Source organism: Arthrobacter sp. 9V, from assembly GCF_902506065.1.
GTDB lineage: Bacteria > Actinomycetota > Actinomycetes > Actinomycetales > Micrococcaceae > Arthrobacter.
In genome coordinates, this window is record NZ_LR732912.1 from 4,713,848 (window position 1) to 4,731,087 (window position 17,240).

The window sequence follows — 17,240 nt, forward strand, 5'->3', positions numbered from 1 at the left end:
TAAGCGCCGCCGTCGTTCCTTCCTCAAGCGACCCCTCCGGGAAGGTTCCGCATCGGAGCCTTCCGGCGGCGGTAGGCATGTTCCTATGGGAGCTGCCCCGCAACGTACTGATTCTTTTGTTGAAGACGTACCGAAAGGTCATCTCACCCCTGTACGGCCAGGTATGCCGTTTCTTTCCCTCCTGCTCCGCGTATGCGCTGGAAGCAGTAACGGTGCATGGCGCCGTGAAGGGCAGCTGGCTCGCAGCCAAAAGGCTCGCCAAATGTCATCCTTGGAATGCCGGTGGAGTGGACCATGTCCCCGCCGGCCATCGTCATTGGCCTGATGGCCGGACGCCCACAATTGTTGTACTGAACAATCCGGACCAGTTCCTTGCTGTTCAGGCTGATGAAGAAGGCCGCTCTGCGGCCTAACGAATAGGGATATCGTATGGACTTCTTTGGAACGATCATGTTTCCGTTCAAGTGGCTGGTGTCAATCATCATGGTTGGCTTCCACGACGGACTGAGCTTCATCGGCCTGCCCGCCGCCAACGGCTGGACGTGGACACTGTCGATCATCGGCCTCGTGTTGGTGATCCGTGCCGCCCTGATTCCTGTGTTCGTCAAGCAGATCAAGGCACAGCGCGGTATGCAGCTGCTGCAGCCTGACCTGAAGAAGCTGCAGACCAAGTACAAGGGCAAGACCGACCAGCTCTCCCGCCAAGCTATGGCGCAGGAGCAGATGGCGCTGTACAAGAAGCACGGCACCAATCCGTTCTCGGCATGTTTGCCGATGCTGATCCAGATGCCGTTCTTCTTCGCACTGTTCCAGGTGCTGTCGGGTATCTCCACGGCCAAGAACGCCGGCGAAGGCATCGGCGCGCTGAGCCACGAACAAGTTATCGAGTTCGATCAGTCGAGCATCTTTGGTGCTCCTCTGTCGGCGTCGTTGCTTCACGGTGGAGTCCCTGGCACCGAAGTTGCCGTTTGGACCCTTTCCATCATCATGATTCTCGCAATGACGGCCTCGCAGTTCATCACGCAGAAGCAGATCATGGCCAAGAACATGTCCGAAGAGGCCATGGCAAGCCCGTTCATGCGCCAGCAGAAGATGATGCTCTACATCCTGCCGCTCGTATTCGGTATTGGTGGCATCAACTTCCCGATCGGTGTCCTCATCTACTGGACCACCACCAACCTCTGGACCATGGGCCAGCAGTTCTTCGTTATCCGCCGTATGCCCACGCCGGGATCCCCCGCCGCCAAGGCGCTTGAAGAGCGTCGTGCCGCAAAGGGCCTGCCGCCGCTGCTGGGTGGAAAGAAGAACGCTGCCGCGGACGCCGCTGCTGAAGCCGAAGCTGCTGCTGCGGCAGCCGCCGAAATCAGGGCCCAGCGCGTCCAGCCACAACGTAAGAACAGGAAGAAGAAGTAATGTCTGCCGAGAGCACTGAAGAAGCAATGACCGCTGTGACTGAAGACCAAGAGGAGTCACAGGAAGAGACCCAGTCCAAGACGGCCAGCCGCTTGGAAGAGGAAGGCGACATTGCCGCCGATTACCTCGAAGAACTCCTGGACATCGCTGATATCGATGGTGATATCGACATCGAAGTCCGGAACGGACGCACTTACATCTCCATCGGTGCTGATGAAGAGTCTGCAGCCTTGGACAACCTCGTAGGTCGCGACGGAGAAGTCCTGGAAGCATTGCAGGAGCTGGCCCGCCTCTCGGTTCTGTCCGCTACGGAGAGCCGCTCACGCCTTGTCCTGGATATCAATGGGTACCGTAAGGAACGCGCCGGCGTGCTGCAGAAGATCGCCGAGGACGCCGTGGCCAAGGTCAAGGCTGACGGTGGAACAGTAGCCCTCGAACCGATGAGTGCGTACGAGCGCAAGATCGTCCACGATGCCGTTGCTGACCTCGGATTCGTCTCCGAGTCCGAAGGCGAAGGCGCTGGCCGCCACATCGTCGTTTCGGCCGACTAGCAGCTCATGGTAGAAATCACCGCAGCTGAACTGGAAGCGGCAGAGAAGATTTTCGGGGAGCGTTTGGATCTAGCCAAGCGCTACGTTGAGCACCTGGCTACATCGGGTACGGAGCGCGGGCTGATAGGGCCGCGTGAGATTCCGCGTCTGTGGAGCCGACACGTATTGAACTGCGCAGTTATTGAATCCGCCATCGCCATGGACAGCCATGTTGCCGACGTCGGATCCGGTGCGGGCCTCCCGGGCCTTTGCCTTGCAATCGCCCGCCCGGACCTCGAGCTGACCTTGATCGAGCCCTTGGAACGCCGTGTCATCTGGCTTCAGGAAGTGGTGGATGACCTTGGCTTGGACAACGTCACCATCATGAGGACTCGGGCTGAGTTGGCAGTCGGAATGGTGGATGCGGATGTTGTTACCGCGCGGGCTGTTTCTGCGCTTTCAAACCTCGCTGGCCTCACCATCCCTCTTCTGAACGGACATGGCGAAGTAGTAGCCATCAAGGGTCGTAGTGCGGCCGAAGAGATCGAGAAGGCCAAGAAAGTCATCCGCAAACTCGGTGGCGTGGAAACGTCAGTTGTGGTCTGTGGACAGGAGCTTTTGGAGGAACCCACCACCGTGGTGAGGATCATCGTCAACAAGCCCGGAAAGACGGCGTAGGTCCCGCTCGGTTTCCCGCGTGTCGGCGGCTGAGCGGTTAGGCTAGAGAACGGCAGCAAAGCGCCGAATGAGAGTGAGAGTGTGACCAGTGGGCAGTAGTGAAACCTCCACGCAGCGAATCCCCCCGTTTATGTCCTTGGGGTCCGCGCGGGCCATGGCTACGCCCTCTGCATCTCTTCAATCTGCAATCGTGCGCACTGATTCGGTTGATAATGCTGCCGTTTCACGTGAAACCGTCCCAGATGGAGTGCGCAACGTCATGGATTCCATTGATGATTCCAGCCCCATCGCCCGCCAGCTGGCTAACGAGACCCGCAGGCGTGAACGCTTGATCGGCAGGGAACTGCCCAAGCCCGATAGGACCCGCATCTTCACTGTGTCCAACCAAAAGGGCGGCGTTGGCAAAACCACCACTACGGTGAACATTGCTGCGGCCCTCGCGTCGGCCGGCCTGAACGTGCTGGTGATCGACATTGATCCCCAAGGCAATGCGTCCACTGCACTGGGTATTGAGCACCATGCGGATGTAGACAGCATTTACGATGTCCTGATCAACGATCTTCCCCTCAAGGACGTCGTGGCCCCGTGCCCTGATATTCCCAACCTCATCTGCGCACCCGCCACGATTCACCTGGCCGGAGCCGAAATTGAGCTCGTTTCGCTGGTTGCCCGCGAACAACGTCTCCGCCGCGCCATAGACGTTTATGCCAAGGAGCGGGCGAACGATGGCGAAGGTCGCTTGGACTACATCTTCATCGACTGCCCGCCCAGCCTTGGATTGCTGACGGTCAACGCATTCTGTGCCGCCAGTGAAGTTCTTATTCCTATCCAGTGCGAGTACTACGCACTGGAAGGCCTGAGCCAACTCCTCAAGAACATTGAGATGATCCAGAAGCACCTGAATGCTGACCTCGTAGTCTCCACCATCCTTTTGACCATGTACGACGGCCGCACCAACTTGGCGGCACAAGTCGCATCCGAGGTCCGCCAGCACTTCCCCGATCAGGTATTAGGGGCCGTGGTTCCACGGTCCGTACGTATCTCTGAAGCTCCCAGCTATCAGCAGACGGTCATGACGTACGATCCTTCGTCGAGCGGTGCGCTTTCTTACATGGAAGCCGCAGCCGAAATAGCTGAACGCTAGAATTCTTGAAACACTGCAACAGCTTGGGCCGGTCCGTGCTCGGCTATTCCATCGGAGGGATGAATCAATGAGCGAAAAGCGAAGGGGCCTCGGCAGGGGTCTTGGGGCTCTCATTCCTAGCTCGGCCTCGGCCCAGGGAAATGGCTCCTCACCGTCCCGTCCTGTGGATCTGTTTTTTCCTGAGGCGAGGAAGACAGCGGCGACCACCGTCGAAACGCTACTCGAGGATTCCAGCGCTGCTGATTCAGTGCCTGCTGCGGACGCATCATCGGCTGCATCCGCAGTAAACGGTGCCGGTGCTGCGAAGGCATCCACCAAAGCAGCGGCGACTAGGCCCTCCACTGCTAAGACTGCTGCGCCGTCAAAGCCGGCGGCCAAAGCGGCAGGTTCACGATCAGCGGCTAACAAGAAGGCGGCCGACGCGGCAGAGTCGACGGCGCCTGCCGCACCCGCCGCTCCGGCCACTCCCTCCGCTCCCGAGGTGGAGCTGGTGGAGGTCCCTGGGGCCAGGTTCGCCGAGATCCCCGTGGGTGACATCCATCCGAACCGCAAACAGCCTCGTTCAGTCTTCGATGAGGACGACATGGCTGAGCTCGTACACTCGGTACGCGAAATAGGCGTCCTCCAGCCAATTGTTGTACGTACTTCAACCGAAAAGGGTGGAGAACCGTACGAGCTTGTCATGGGCGAGCGTCGTTGGCGTGCAGTACAGGCCGCGGGCCTGGAAACCATCCCCGCGATTGTTCGTGACACCACGGATGACGACCTTCTCCGTGATGCTCTGCTCGAAAACCTCCACCGTAGCCAGCTGAACCCCTTGGAAGAGGCGGCGGCCTACCAACAGCTCCTGGAAGACTTCGGGACTACACATGAGCAGCTGGCTGACCGTATTGGTCGCTCGCGTCCGCAAGTGTCCAACACCTTGCGTCTCCTCAAGCTTCCGCCGCTGGTTCAGCGCCGTGTAGCCGCCGGTGTCCTGTCAGCAGGACATGCACGCGCTTTGCTGGCCCTCCCGGACGCTGCAGCCATGGAGCGAATGGCACAGAAGATCGTGGCTGAGGGTATGTCAGTCCGGGCCACCGAGGAATCGGTTGCTCTGTACCAAGACCCCACTACACCTGCCAAGAGCAGCATCCCTAAGCCAAATGCCCGGCACGAACGCTTGGACTACCTTGCGTCCTCGTTGTCGGACCGTTTGGACACCAACGTGAAGATTACTCTTGGTGCACGCAAGGGCCGTGTCAGTATCGAGTTCGCCAGCGTTGAGGATCTCAACCGAATTATGGATGTTCTCGGCCCGGGCGCCGAAGACTAAATCCAGCTATTCATCAAATGGGGCTCACATACGGTGTGGGCCCCATTTTGCTGTCCTTCTTGCTTTCTAGCGGTTCTACTTCGGACCCTTTTGTCCCTTCACGTGGCTGCTGTCATCCTTGATGCAGTGTTTCACGTGAAACGAGGTATGTTCTAGCCCGAGAGGCTGCCAGAAGCGGTACGGCAGGACGCATGAGTAGCCGTGTTTGCCCTCAAGCCAGTGGGTGTGCGCCTGCGGTCTGGTCCATTGAATCCATACAGCTGTTCCCTTTGGACGATGGAGACTGGTGTGTTTGTATTCCCTGTTGTGGGATAGGTGCAGATCCCCCACCCGAGCCTCCGGACGCACTCTCGGGTCTTTTCGAGGCCAGTGATGTCGTGCCGTGTCCGCCAAGGTGGAGTGGTAAGAGTAGTCCCAGCTACCGCAGAAATCGCCACCCGGTGGCAATTTGCGGGGCGCATCAGACCGGCCTAACGACGCAGGGCTCCACACGGCCAAGAGTGAAGGGTGGTATTGCGGAATCAATGAGGGGCAATGAATGGTTCTCCGAGGGATACTAGGTCATAGCAACGGGCATCAACCTCCAACGGTGAACCCGCCTCTCCGCTTGCTCTTTCCGGTCGAATTCGATCACTAAGGCAACTGCTATGCGACTGCCAACGCCACGAACAATGCTGTTTCACGTGAAACAAGACACTGCGGCAAGGCATTCGTGTTCAGTGTTCGCACCCTGTCTCCTTGCTGGCAACTTTGCCTTCGTTCTTTGCACGAGGAACCCTTATGCGTTCTCTCAGTGACCAGGGGGCCCTTGAGATGGTACTTATGGGCGCTGACGCATTGGAATCGCGATCGGCCCGGCTCATGTACAAGGGCCGTGTCCATGCCGGCTGCCTCGGTTCCATGGGGCCAGATCTCGCCGCTGGCATTCCTTTGGGATCTATCGGCGGTGGTCCCTCGTCTCCAATTCGAGACGCCGTGAGACCCCTTTTAGGCCCCGACGAAGGAGAAACCGATCCCTCTGGACCGCTTGTGGCTTCCGGACGCTATTAGCGGGGCTAAGGGCTGAGGCCAGACCTCCTTGCAGAGGACGGGACGTGCTGTGGATTCCGCGTGACTCAAACTCGCTGATCTAGTGGAACCCCCTGCGCCTCGCGCTGTCCCTGTTTCACGTGAAACATACGTATGTCTATGGTGGGCCTATGACGTTGGACGCTGGGAATCAGCGATTGTTCACCCCGTCATCCTGTGTGGACTCCACGCGTTCCGTTGATGCAAGCGACTGACGGTTCCATTGCGCACTGGCCGCTACACTGGTAGTTTGTTTCACGTGAAACCATACGCTGGATGTGCCCGCGCAGAAGACTCCCTCCGTGGGACAGGGCGGTACCACTGAAGTAGTCTGGACGGAGGTGGCAGCTATTCGCGCCTGGGGGTGATTCTCGACTCTCGTCCTTCTCTACGGACTCCCGGAGTGTCCGAGTGCCGCAGTGTCCGCCAGGCAGCATCCGATCCGCGGGCAGGGATCCTGCAATTGCGACGCCTTGTGCCCCCATGCCCTGTCCTGGTTTATAGATCGGGAGTCAGCTCTTCCATACCCAGCCGGGGAGGCAGGACCCTACTTTAAGTCCCTAGACGACGCCAGCCTTATCATCGATCCTTGAGTCGAGGAATGTTTGTACGGTCACGGGCAGGCCGATGGTGCTCGTGACCATACCCCTCCCCCTGAGCCCTCGGATCGATGACCAAGTTGCGGTTCACATGACCCCAGTGACTCGTAGATTGGTAAGGATGATCAGACAGCCCCTTCAGTAGATCCTGTCGGTGACACATTATCGACGGATCTGCCGACTGATGAGCGTAGCCTCTGTTCGGCTGTGGGGGCATCACCAACAGCTGACAGGCAATCACGACTCTTGACACAGCCCTCTTCACCTTTGCCGGGCGCTATGAAGAATGAAGACTATTGGGGTGTTACCCGCAGATATGGCCGCGGATCGCGGACACGTCCAAGGCGTTCTTACCGAGTCGGGTGGGGGAAATCCATTCCGGCTAACGCCGAACTCAAGCAAGGAACACTCAACAGCTCCGGGCGTTCCCCTGGGAGGCCGACGCACATGGCTTACAGCAGTGTCTATCGGCCCGCTATTGGCTACAGCTCACAGGGCCTGGTCGGTGTTAGGTTCCCGCCAGGAGCGGCCCCGCTGGTCTTCGTGACTAGCCGACGGTCCACAGGGCCGCCCGCAGTTCGTGCGGTCCACAAGTGATCCCTCACACGAATGGTCTGATGTTGGGGACAAACCCTGATGCCGTCGTGAGTTTTCCATCCCGGCTTGGGACGACGGTGTAGCGGCCGACGAGCTCTGGGAAGTTGGTGGTCGACTACGGAGCTCGCTTTGGTCCGCTGACTAGCAGTCACATGTTTCACGTGAAACGTGGCGCGGGCGCCCACGATCCGATCGGTGTGCGCCCACGACGTGCATAAGCAAGCGGTGGATAAGGCGGTGGATATCGCTGTGGAAAACTTTGGGGATAAGTGTGTGGATTCAGTGTCGGGTGGCGCGGGACGGCCGCCTTTTTACAAGTAGCCTTGGCTTCGTTAGCGGCCCCAGATGTAGGTGAAAGACGGGAAGCTGCTTCAGGACTGTATCGTCCCCTCAAGCCTCCGATATCAGAGTCTCCGTTAGCCTCATATTCGTTGATTCCAGGCGTTTTTGCACCGGAAGTGCCGTGGCGTCCAGCGGAGTTGGGCTACGCGCCCACTCATCGTCGAGGCGCGGTGTCCTCCCGTCGCAATCGCCAATCAGAGCGGCTCCGCAGGAGCAAATGTGGTGAGGCCCACGGCGAGTGGATAAACCTGTGGATAACGATGTGTATAAGTCGGTGGATAACAACGCTCCACTTCTGGACCTTTGGAGTGCAAGGGAGACCAGGCTCAGGTCTATGATGGCCACGCCAAGCATGGTCCATGGAAGCCTCCGTCGGCCCCAGGTTGCGCCCTTCTTGGAGACAGACATCAGGGGCCGAATTATTGCATCTGAACGGCTTTCGTCACCCGATTCTCCAGAGCCTTGACCCGAGTCTTTGGTGATTATTGGTAGAACTCCACATTGACTCGGCAACTTTCATCCGATGTTTCAGCAGTTCCACCGGACACTCTGGACGCCTTGGAGCATGGAGTTGGGTTGCGGTGTTTCACGTGAAACAGTCCTGCAGTCCTCTTAAGGATTTCGCCAGTAATGGAAGGTCCTTTCACTCTCGGGGCAGCAGGCGTCAAGACGTGATGGCTGCATCGGAGCCGACATTCAGCTGCCGCACTGTTGCCCTAGTGTTGTGTAGTCTCCAGAACTCTGCTCGCGCTCGTGGACCCAGGAATCCTAGTGTTCTGGTCTTCCATTCGGGGACCAGTAGCGTTTGCAATGGCGCGTTAGGCGGGACAGCGGTTCACTCCAGCCGTAGGAGCACTATTGCCCTCGTGGGGACACTGTCAGCACTGATGCGGATTGAGGGTGTGGGCGCACGGTTGGTTTCACGTGAAACGGCGTACGGGGTTCCCCACGGCTCTTCTTCGGAAAGACGAGTACGGCCACAACACAGCTCCCTATTTCGTGCCTGACGACGTCTACAGTCGCTGCTGGAAGGATGTGGTTCTGCCGTGTGGAAGTCTCCTATGTGCCAGGGACGCCACCGCTCCTTGCCGTAGGCCGTCTCCAGGGGCATCTAGGAGGCAGTATGGGTGACCCGCGTGGGGTCGCATGCGCTTACGAGTAGGGTCTATTGGCGTATTGGCGCTCTGGTCCTCTAGCCTGTTGGCCCTCTGGCGCGCCGATCCTCTGGTGCATTGGAGGGTGCCCAAGGGCGACAGTATCGTGGTCCGCCAGTCGTGCTGGCTCTAGCAGCTAGCTGGCCTAAGTCCCGAATAGGCCCCTCCCGGGCGGCAGAACTGGTTAGAAATGCTACTGCTGCGGCCTGGCGTTGGGTGCCTCCTCGCTTTTATGCCGTGGCAGGCAATCGCTGCAGGCTCTGAGGTGTAGGGCGAGGCCTTTATGGAGGAGGATGGCTTATGACAGGGAGAAGCTTTTGTGGCATCAAACAATAAGAGCGTCAGATGTGGGCTTTCGTACTGCCTTCCAGACCCCAGTCCCCTTGGGAGGCAGACGGTGAGGGGTGTTCTGAGACAGAGTGAACCCCGGATGCCCGAAAGGGCAATTCCGGGACAAGCTCAAGTGTGGGAAATCCAGAAAAAAGAGGATCCAGCGGCTAGTTGCCATGTTTCACGTGAAACGCTCAAGTGCTGGAGGGAATTATGGAGGAGTTGACCCGATCCCATGCATATTTTGTGGCCCGGATGCCCCGAGGGCTTGGTTTGAGGCGATTGGCGGGGACTCAGGCGATTATGGGAACTCTGTTGGGTCCGTCGTCGGTTGAAGACTCCGATTACTGCAGAAGGAATTGGACATGTGTCGACATGGACTAAGTCCAAGCAGACTGCTCGAGGACTCACTTTGCCGTGCCTGGCAGGATGATTGTTTGGATGTGACATGGGCGGCCTCATGACAGTACGGCAGAATGAGAGGCGCCTGATGAAAATCCGTTGGCAGTAGCGGATTGGACGTCGCTACCTAGTCGCAGATTGATGTCCACTGGATTTACCGGCACAAAAAGAAACGCAGACCAGTCTTAGATGCCAATCCGGTTGGCGACGGTGGTGCAGCGGTCCCCCGTGGCGGCCCAGTGGCAGATTTGCCCTTACACGGTTCCATTTGGACTGCTCGAAGCGCCGAGTAGCGGCGTACCGCTGGGTCAGACTGCGACTAACATCCGTGAGGAAAGGAGATCCGGCTTAGGCCGGTTGGGAGCTTGGTAGCAGCCACTGCTACTGCCACTGGCCAAAGGAGGGCACACACCCTTAGGTGCTGAGCTGGCTGGACATGCAATTAATAATGATCCAGTTCACCAGGCTCTGTTTCGGCCCCGACTCGACGCTGGTTGTGGCTGCTGGCTTAGTGATGCATGAACTGATGGAAAACGAGCCAAATTGTCACAATCGTGGCCATAGGCAGCCTCCCAGAAGGGCAAGAAGCCCCTATCGAGGCCGTTTAGCGCTCCTGTGAGTGATGCTTATCCCGCGTCCTTTCAGGGGCCCCAGCACGCCCATGATCCCATGGCAGGGGTTAGTCCGCGCCGCGTTCAGGGTTCAAGGCGGACATCAGAGTGCAGCACTGACATGGGTCCGGCTGTCCCAGTGCATGCGATCTATAAGGACGTAGGCCAGATGGCCAGTCATAGGCCCTCCCGTGGAGCGGAAATGGCCTCAGCTGGTGTTCTCTCCTGTTTCTGATTGCCGGCCCCATTGATTGTGATCACCTCCGTACCGGTGCAGCCCCACGGGCGAATGAGCAGGTCTTTAGCGTCTCCGCCCGGGCGCATGCCGTGCTTAACCTACTTCCTACTCCCTCGATTATTGACGACCACTTACGCAATGTCTGCTGAGAAGCGAAATCGCAAAGGTACTGTCAGCGTTCGGTGATTGTTTCACGTGAAACAGAAACACGAGAGACCAAGGACGCATCGGGCGGGATGATCTAGGCAGGCCCATCTGGCAAAAGGGATAGATGTTTCACGTGAAACAAGGTGCTATGCGGAAGAGGTGGCTCCGGGCATAACTCGAAGCTACCTCCAGATACTTCTTGTACCAACGCTCCTGAGCTAATGGGGGCAAGAGCACCACGCGAGGCGGCTACTGGTCGACTCGTTCTGAGGCCATGGTTGGTGTGGATGCAAGTGAGGTTCGCATAAATGAGCCGACGGCCAAAACAAAATCCTCCGTTGCTGAACGAAGTCCTGGAGAGGCCGACCGGAAGGTCTGAGGCTCAGTAAGATCCGGATTCGCCCCTACCCCAGGTAGGAGCGGATGAAAACTCCTCTTCGGGGAGTTCCCAGGCCCTTTGAGCGCAAGAATGATTCATCAGCGACTGATTCAGGTTTATTTCTGCCGGAGCAGCAGAAAACCGGCGATTCCCGCTCCATCAGGAGCAGCAACCGCCGGTTTTCGGCTGACTTAGCTAAGCATGAAGCTTAGGACAGGACGTCCGCGAATTCCTTCTCGAAGAACTGCTTCGGCTTGGCGCCGATAACAGTGCTCTTAACTTCTCCCCCGCTGAACAGGTATACGGCCGGGATGGAGGTGATGCCATACTCGGCGGCAATAGCGGGGTTGTCGTCGACGTTGAGTTTCACAACTTCAACCTTGTCGCTGTACTCAACAGAGATTTCGTCCAGGATGGGACCGAGCTTGCGGCAGGGGCCACACCACTCTGCCCAGAAGTCTACGATGACCGGCTTTTCGGAAGCCAGGACATCTGTGCTGAAGCTTGCGTCAGTTACGTCTTTTGCGTTGCTCATAACTTTTCCCTTCGTATGGTTGCTTGGATGCAGCTTTAGGAGTGCAGGTCTGCGAGGTAGTGCTCGACGTCCAGGGCGGCCACGCAACCAGAGCCCGAAGCCGTGATGGCTTGACGGTACGTGGGGTCGATGACATCGCCCGCGGCGAAAACACCCTTGATGTTGGTCCGAGAGCTACGGCCCTCCACAGCGATGGTTCCCTCGGGTGTCAGATCCACCTTGCCCTTGATGAGATCAGTACGGGGGTCGTTGCCGATGGCCACGAATACGCCGGTGACTGCGAGCTCCGACTCGGTGCCGTCAACGAGGTTCTTCAGCTTGAGGCCGGTGACCTTGTTCTCACCGAGAACATCCTCCACAGCCGTGTTCCAGACGAAGTTAATCTTCTCGTGAGCCTGTGCACGGTCACCCATGATTTTTGAAGCCTTGAGGGTGTCGCGACGGTGGACAACGGTAACCGACTTCGCGAACTTGGTGAGGAACAAAGCTTCCTCCATGGCGGAGTCGCCACCACCGATGACGGCGATGTCCTGATCCTTGAAGAAGAAACCATCGCAGGTTGCACACCAGCTAACGCCGTGGCCGGAAAGGCGCTTCTCATTGGCCAAGCCGAGCTCGCGGTATGCAGAACCTGTGGACAGAATGATCGCCTTCGCTTGGAAGGTCTCCCCCGTACCGATGGTCACAGTCTTGATGTCGCCGTCGAGATCCAACTCGGTGACATCCTCGAACTGAATCTCAGTGCCGAAACGGGCGGCCTGCTTTTCGAAGTTCTCCATGAGGTCCGGGCCCATGATGCCTTCCGGGAAACCCGGGTAGTTTTCCACGTCGGTGGTGTTCATCAGTTCGCCACCGGCAGTGACGGAACCGGCAATGAGCAGAGGCTTCATGTTGGCTCGGGCGGTGTAAACAGCGGCTGTGTAGCCGGCGGGGCCTGAACCTACGATGATGACGTCACGCACCTGCGATGCGCTGTTTTCTGCAATGCTCACTTGGCGTGAACCTCTTCCTTAGTCGATGCTGCGGCTTTCGGGGCAGCCATCTGACTCAACCCCTGTTGCGTTCCAAATATTCCGTTGGAGTTGGGGACCCTAGAAGCCACCAACATTCAGGGTACCGTCTGTACACGTGGCGAATCTAAGCGGTGACGCCAAGGTAAGTAGCAGCAGAGGCCGTTCTGACGAATCAAAACGGCCTCTGCTGCTACCTACGTTGGATGCGGCTACAGTGGTGCGCCTACTGGACGGTGACCTCGGCGAGGCGCAGACCGAAGCCGAATCGCGTTTTCGGGGCAGCCAGCTTGGGGAGGGCACTGATGACCACAATGACGTACTGGGTCTGCGTCGGCGCTGCAAGCGGCATGGTCAGTTCAGGTGAGGTGAAGCTGTTGGTCCCCACCAGTTTTGCGCCATCCATGGCAGGACGGTCGTTGGTGTAAACGCTGATACTGCCACCGGAGCCGCCCAGCTGATTGAGGACAACGGACTTGACCTCTGTGGCTTCCTTCAACTTGACCACAAGAGGCATATCTTCGAAGAGTCCGCCCCAGTTAGCTGAAGCAAATTCCATGTCCGACCAGTAGCTTGCTGCGTTACCGTCAAAGGCCCTGGCAAGGTCCTTGTCATAGGTGGCGGCGAAGGGGAAGTCACCAAGGCGGGTGATCTCTTGGATGGCCGGCGGTGTGGCGGGGGGCGGGGCCTGCGTGGGCTCCGGCTCTTCGGTTTCCGCGGCCGTGGTTTGCGGGGCGGGCGTACTCTGCGTGGCGGCTGGTGCCCCGCTGGGCAGGAGACTGCCGAGGTTGGTTACGGCAAGGACGAGTCCCACCACCAAGACGGCGGCGAGCAGGCCACCTACCAGCCAGCGAAGGGAACGAGGTTCCTTTTCCGGCGCCTCGTCTTCATAAACTTCCTCGTCCGCGTAATCATCGGCGTAATTGCCCGCGGCAGCGGACGACGCCGGGAAGTTGCTTGCCGTCCGATCGTAGCCGGAGTCATTGCCACGGCTTCCAACGCCACCAGCTGCTGCGCCGGCCGAGGCTGCTGCAGCGCCTGAGGCGGCTGCGCTGCCACCGCCCACGCCCCTGTCGCTAAAGCCGTAGTCCTCCTCGGACCACAGTGAAACCTTGGGTTCTGCAGCCGTGTCACGACTGACAGATTCACGATTAACGGATTCACGACTGACAGGCTCGCGGCTAACAGACTGCGACGAGACGGCCTGTGTTGGAGGCTGGGAGGCAGCAGCAGGCGAGGCTCCACCCCTACCGTCAGCAACGTCAGCACCGGCACCAGCAGAACCGGCAACGTCAGCACCGGAGTCGTGGTTCTTGGAGGAATTCTTAAGCGCAGCAGCGGCGGCAATGCCTGCTGCTCCGGCACCGGCAGCGGCGGCAGCCAGCTTGCCTGCGATCCCGCTCTTGGGTGCAGACGGGCTGGAGGAGGGCATTGGCGGTACGTGCGGTGCCGTGCGTGCGGGTGCGGCAGGCTCAGCTTCGGGCTCGTCGTACTCCGACGGGACGGGGTAGCCGTTTTCGTCATACTGGATGTACTCGGCGTCGTGCTCGTCATCCTCGTACAGACCGTCGTACGTTTCAGGCTCATAGGTCCGGGGCTGGCCGAAGATCTCACTTCCGAGCGTCTCCGTGAAGAAGGGCTCGATGTACGGCGGGTTGGTGGCCACTACCAGGTCCAGGAGGTCCGGTGCGGTGCTGTGGTTGGTGATCAGGTAAGTGGTGTTTTCGCTAATGCCAAGGTCTAGGATCTGAACGTGGCCCGGCCGCTCCCCTGTGGCGACTTCGCGGGCACTCTGCGCCACTTGCTCGGCATTTCCGGGACCGGCAACAAGGATGCTCACGGGACGGTTGAGGACCTGGTCCACGCCGTCGAGCACCTGATCTTGGTCATGCGAGGTCAATACATTGGCCGTGACCTTGTAGCGGCCGCCAAGTACTGATCCGACGTCGATCGGGTGGGACACGTGTTCCTCCTAGGCTGTCCGGGAGCTGCGGTCCTGCTTCTGGTTCACCCGGCTGGCCGGTTGAACCGCTTTTGCAACTACCTATATTCGTTTCTAGCCTAGCGGATTGAGGCCCGCCGCCCATGTTGGCGCCACCGGCCTACTTCCTGTGGTTTCCGCGTGTGGGGAAGTACGGATTCTGTCCGGCGTCGCCCTGGTAGGTGCGCCGGCCCGGCAGCGGGACCTGTGGTTTGAACTTGCTGCCACGAGCAGTGCTGGGTGCGTCTTCCTCAGGGAGGTACGTCTTGGGTGCCTCAGGTGAGTCCTCAGCGGTCGGTTCGGCGGGTTCGGTGGAACGCTGCGGCGCAAGCGCCGGCCCGGCCCTGAACGAGGCAGCGTCGAACTCGCCGGAGATGCGCGGAATCAAACCGGTATCGTCCGAGACCGTGGCGCGTGCCGGCGTCGTGGGTTCCGTTGCTGCGCCGGTAACCGGTGCGGGTGCGCCGCGACCCAAACGACCCATGAGCGGACGCAGGAGGTCGCGCAGTTCGGTGACGTGGAAGACGCGCAGGAGGACCAGGTACGCAAGCAGCATGACGGGCCCGACGACCACCACCGTGACAAGGGCGGCCGGCCGGCTGCTCCAGGCGAAACCGTCGGCACGGTAGCTGCCCAAAAGCCACAGAGCACCTGCGCCGGCAACCGCAGAACCCAGGCCTGCGTAGCCCATGCGAATGTATGAATTCGCGATTCGCGGACCGTCGAGGTGACCTAGCAAGCGGCGCAGGAACACCACGCTGATGACCACGGACAGGATGTTGCCCAGAGTGTAGAGAATGGCGATTGCGTAGATGATCTGGCCCACGGGAAGGAACTGGATGAAGAACGCACCCACCACGTAGATCACGGCGAGCCACAACTGAACGTACAGGGGTGTACGGGCGTCCTCGTTGGCGTAGAACACGCGGGACATCATGAAGTTTGCGCTCAGGAACGGCGTGCTGAGGGCAAGGATGGTGAGGGTCTGGGCAAGCATGACGCCGTCTTGCGGCTCGCCGCCGGAGAAGAACATGCCCAGAGGACCCGCCAAGGCGAACAGCGCCAAGGCACCGAAAACCGTGGCTACGGCCATGGTGCGGAGGCCGTGGGAGAGGGCGTCGCGCAATTCGGCTTTATTGCCGTCTTGGGACGCACGTGTCATGCGGTTAAAGAGGACGGTGGCCAAGGACAACGCGATGATGGAGTGCGGCAGCAGGTACAGCTGACTCGCCACCTCGAGGACGGCGTTGCCGGGCAGAACGGCAGCAGCTGCCTTGTCCCCTGCGTTGTCCAACCGGAGGCGCTCAGCGCCGGGAATGGTAGCGATCCTCATGATGTACAGGAACGCCAACTGCCCGACGGCGGCAGTCGCCAACGTCCAGACGCTCAACTTGGCTGCTTGGCCCAGTCCCACGCCGCGCCAACCGAACCGGGGACGCAAGCCGAGGCGCAAGCGGAAGACTGGAATCAGCAGGATGGCGGTCTGCGCCACCACACCAAATGTGGAGAAACCGGCAATCAGGAGCGTCTGGGTTGGCCCCCAATTATCCAGGGTGTGGGGATTGTGGATGTTCTCGCCAAGAATCCAGATGAACATGCCCAAGCCCGCTATAGCCACCAGATTGTTCAGGATGGGGGCCCACATGGCGGGGCCGAACGCTCCGTGGGCGTTCAGCACCTGCGTGAGAAGGGCGTAGAGCCCGTAAAAGAAGATCTGGGGCAGGCACCAGAACGCGAAGGTGACTGCCAGGGCTTTCTGTTGCTCCGAGTAACCCTGAGTGGTGAGGTCGATGACCAGGGGCGCCGCGAGTGTCACCAGCGTGGTCAGAGCCAGCAGCACCAGGACTGCCAGTGTCAGCAGGCGGCTGATGTAATCCGCGCCGCGGTCCGGGGCCTTGCTGGCCTTGATGATCTGCGGGACCAGGACGGCGTTGAACACACCGCCGGCCACCAGCAGGAAGATCAGGTTGGGAAGGTTGTTCGCATTAATGAACGTGTCATTGATGGTGGAGCCCAGGCCCAGGGCGGCGCCGAGCATCCACGTTTTGGCGAAGCCAAGGAAACGGGAAACGAGGGTCCCTGATGCCATGATGGCGCTGGAACGTGCTTCTCCGGACTGAACGGACTGGGTTGTTTTGGCTTCAGACATCGCCTTTATCGTCCCATGTACCGGGGTCAGAGATGTTCGGGCAGCACTTCCCGTGCCAGATCGGCGATGCGGCGTTCATTGGGAAAGGACAATTTCCGGGCCAGTTCCTGGATGGGGACCCATGCGGCATCCACCGCTTCCTGGTCCGGATCATTCTCGATTGTCAGCTCTCCACCGGTTGCCCGCAACAGAAAATGGTGCACGGTTTTGTGAACGCGGTGGCCGCTCACAGTGAACCAGTAATCGATGCTGCCCAGGGGCGCAAGGATGCTGCCTTCGATCCCGGTTTCCTCGGCGATCTCGCGGACAGCGGCTTCCTCGTTGTTCTCCCGACCCTCCGGATGGCCCTTCGGCAGGCACCACTCAAGCCGGCCACCCCTATTAAGGCGGGCGATGATCGCAACCCGGAGCTCGCCGTCGGACGTGTCAACTACAACGCCGCCGGCCGAGACTTCCTCCACAGTAGGAAGCGAGGCCTGCACCGGGTGCTGCTGGGCAGGCGCGACGTGGGCACCGATTGCCGACGGCAACGGTGCGTTTGTCCTCCTGCCAGGAGCGCTCGGGATCGGGTTGGCCATGAGGTCCACTCTAACGACTCTTGCCCTCGAGTGATGACCG

General features: G+C 59.5%; 11 protein-coding genes. 6 read left to right on the forward strand and 5 right to left on the reverse strand.

The features are described from left to right. Nucleotides 1-77: 77 nt before the first annotated feature. The 6 genes from yidD to BACI9J_RS21780 all read left to right on the forward strand — a co-directional run bounded on the left by yidD (nucleotide 78) and on the right by BACI9J_RS21780 (nucleotide 5,080). Entirely contained in the window at nucleotides 78-413 is a 336-nt protein-coding gene (gene yidD / locus BACI9J_RS21755; protein ID WP_442858665.1) for a membrane protein insertion efficiency factor YidD, read from the forward strand. A 16-nt stretch (nucleotides 414-429) separates the two neighbouring features. Further along, a complete protein-coding gene (yidC, locus tag BACI9J_RS21760; protein ID WP_159736202.1) occupies nucleotides 430-1,413 on the forward strand; it encodes a membrane protein insertase YidC in 984 nt (327 codons plus the stop codon). Then, a complete protein-coding gene (locus BACI9J_RS21765) occupies nucleotides 1,413-1,964 on the forward strand; it encodes a Jag family protein (protein ID WP_159736203.1) in 552 nt (183 codons plus the stop codon). The genes yidC and BACI9J_RS21765 overlap by 1 nt, the downstream gene beginning before the upstream one ends. A 6-nt stretch (nucleotides 1,965-1,970) precedes the next feature. Further along, a complete protein-coding gene (rsmG, locus tag BACI9J_RS21770; RefSeq protein ID WP_011776793.1) occupies nucleotides 1,971-2,621 on the forward strand; it encodes a 16S rRNA (guanine(527)-N(7))-methyltransferase RsmG in 651 nt (216 codons plus the stop codon). An 88-nt stretch (nucleotides 2,622-2,709) separates the two neighbouring features. Continuing rightward, on the forward strand, nucleotides 2,710-3,765 hold the full coding sequence (locus tag BACI9J_RS21775; RefSeq protein ID WP_236558810.1) for a ParA family protein: 1,056 nt from the start codon (nucleotides 2,710-2,712) through the stop codon (nucleotides 3,763-3,765). Between the two features lie 67 nt (nucleotides 3,766-3,832). Further along, complete coding sequence (locus BACI9J_RS21780; protein ID WP_159736204.1) at nucleotides 3,833-5,080, forward strand: ParB/RepB/Spo0J family partition protein; 1,248 nt, start codon at nucleotides 3,833-3,835, stop codon at nucleotides 5,078-5,080. Between the two features lie 6,075 nt (nucleotides 5,081-11,155). On the opposite strand, the gene trxA is transcribed toward BACI9J_RS21780, so the two are convergent. The 5 genes from trxA to BACI9J_RS21805 all read right to left on the reverse strand — a co-directional run bounded on the left by trxA (nucleotide 11,156) and on the right by BACI9J_RS21805 (nucleotide 17,152). Beyond that, a complete protein-coding gene (gene trxA / locus BACI9J_RS21785; RefSeq protein WP_141282958.1) occupies nucleotides 11,156-11,482 on the reverse strand; it encodes a thioredoxin in 327 nt (108 codons plus the stop codon). A gap of 35 nt (nucleotides 11,483-11,517) precedes the next feature. Continuing rightward, nucleotides 11,518-12,474, reverse strand: coding sequence for a thioredoxin-disulfide reductase (gene trxB / locus BACI9J_RS21790; protein ID WP_159736205.1), 957 nt, complete (start codon nucleotides 12,472-12,474; stop codon nucleotides 11,518-11,520). A gap of 244 nt (nucleotides 12,475-12,718) precedes the next feature. After that, entirely contained in the window at nucleotides 12,719-14,455 is a 1,737-nt protein-coding gene (locus BACI9J_RS21795; RefSeq protein ID WP_159736206.1) for an ABC transporter substrate-binding protein, read from the reverse strand. Nucleotides 14,456-14,594: 139 nt separating this feature from the next. Then, entirely contained in the window at nucleotides 14,595-16,622 is a 2,028-nt protein-coding gene (gene murJ / locus BACI9J_RS21800; RefSeq protein WP_159736207.1) for a murein biosynthesis integral membrane protein MurJ, read from the reverse strand. A gap of 26 nt (nucleotides 16,623-16,648) precedes the next feature. Beyond that, the gene (locus BACI9J_RS21805; protein ID WP_026005276.1) at nucleotides 16,649-17,152 is read right to left on the reverse strand and encodes an NUDIX hydrolase; all 504 of its coding nucleotides are present in this window, start codon (nucleotides 17,150-17,152) and stop codon (nucleotides 16,649-16,651) included. Nucleotides 17,153-17,240 lie beyond the last annotated feature (88 nt).

Coding starts and splice junctions, on each gene's coding strand:
- yidD (WP_442858665.1), top strand. CDS start 78: ATGTTCCTATGGGAGCTGCCCCGCAACGTACTGATTCTTTTGTTGAAG.
- BACI9J_RS21780 (WP_159736204.1), top strand. CDS start 3,833: ATGAGCGAAAAGCGAAGGGGCCTCGGCAGGGGTCTTGGGGCTCTCATT.
- yidC (WP_159736202.1), top strand. CDS start 430: ATGGACTTCTTTGGAACGATCATGTTTCCGTTCAAGTGGCTGGTGTCA.
- murJ (WP_159736207.1), bottom strand. CDS start 16,622: ATGTCTGAAGCCAAAACAACCCAGTCCGTTCAGTCCGGAGAAGCACGT.
- BACI9J_RS21765 (WP_159736203.1), top strand. CDS start 1,413: ATGTCTGCCGAGAGCACTGAAGAAGCAATGACCGCTGTGACTGAAGAC.
- trxA (WP_141282958.1), bottom strand. CDS start 11,482: ATGAGCAACGCAAAAGACGTAACTGACGCAAGCTTCAGCACAGATGTC.
- rsmG (WP_011776793.1), top strand. CDS start 1,971: ATGGTAGAAATCACCGCAGCTGAACTGGAAGCGGCAGAGAAGATTTTC.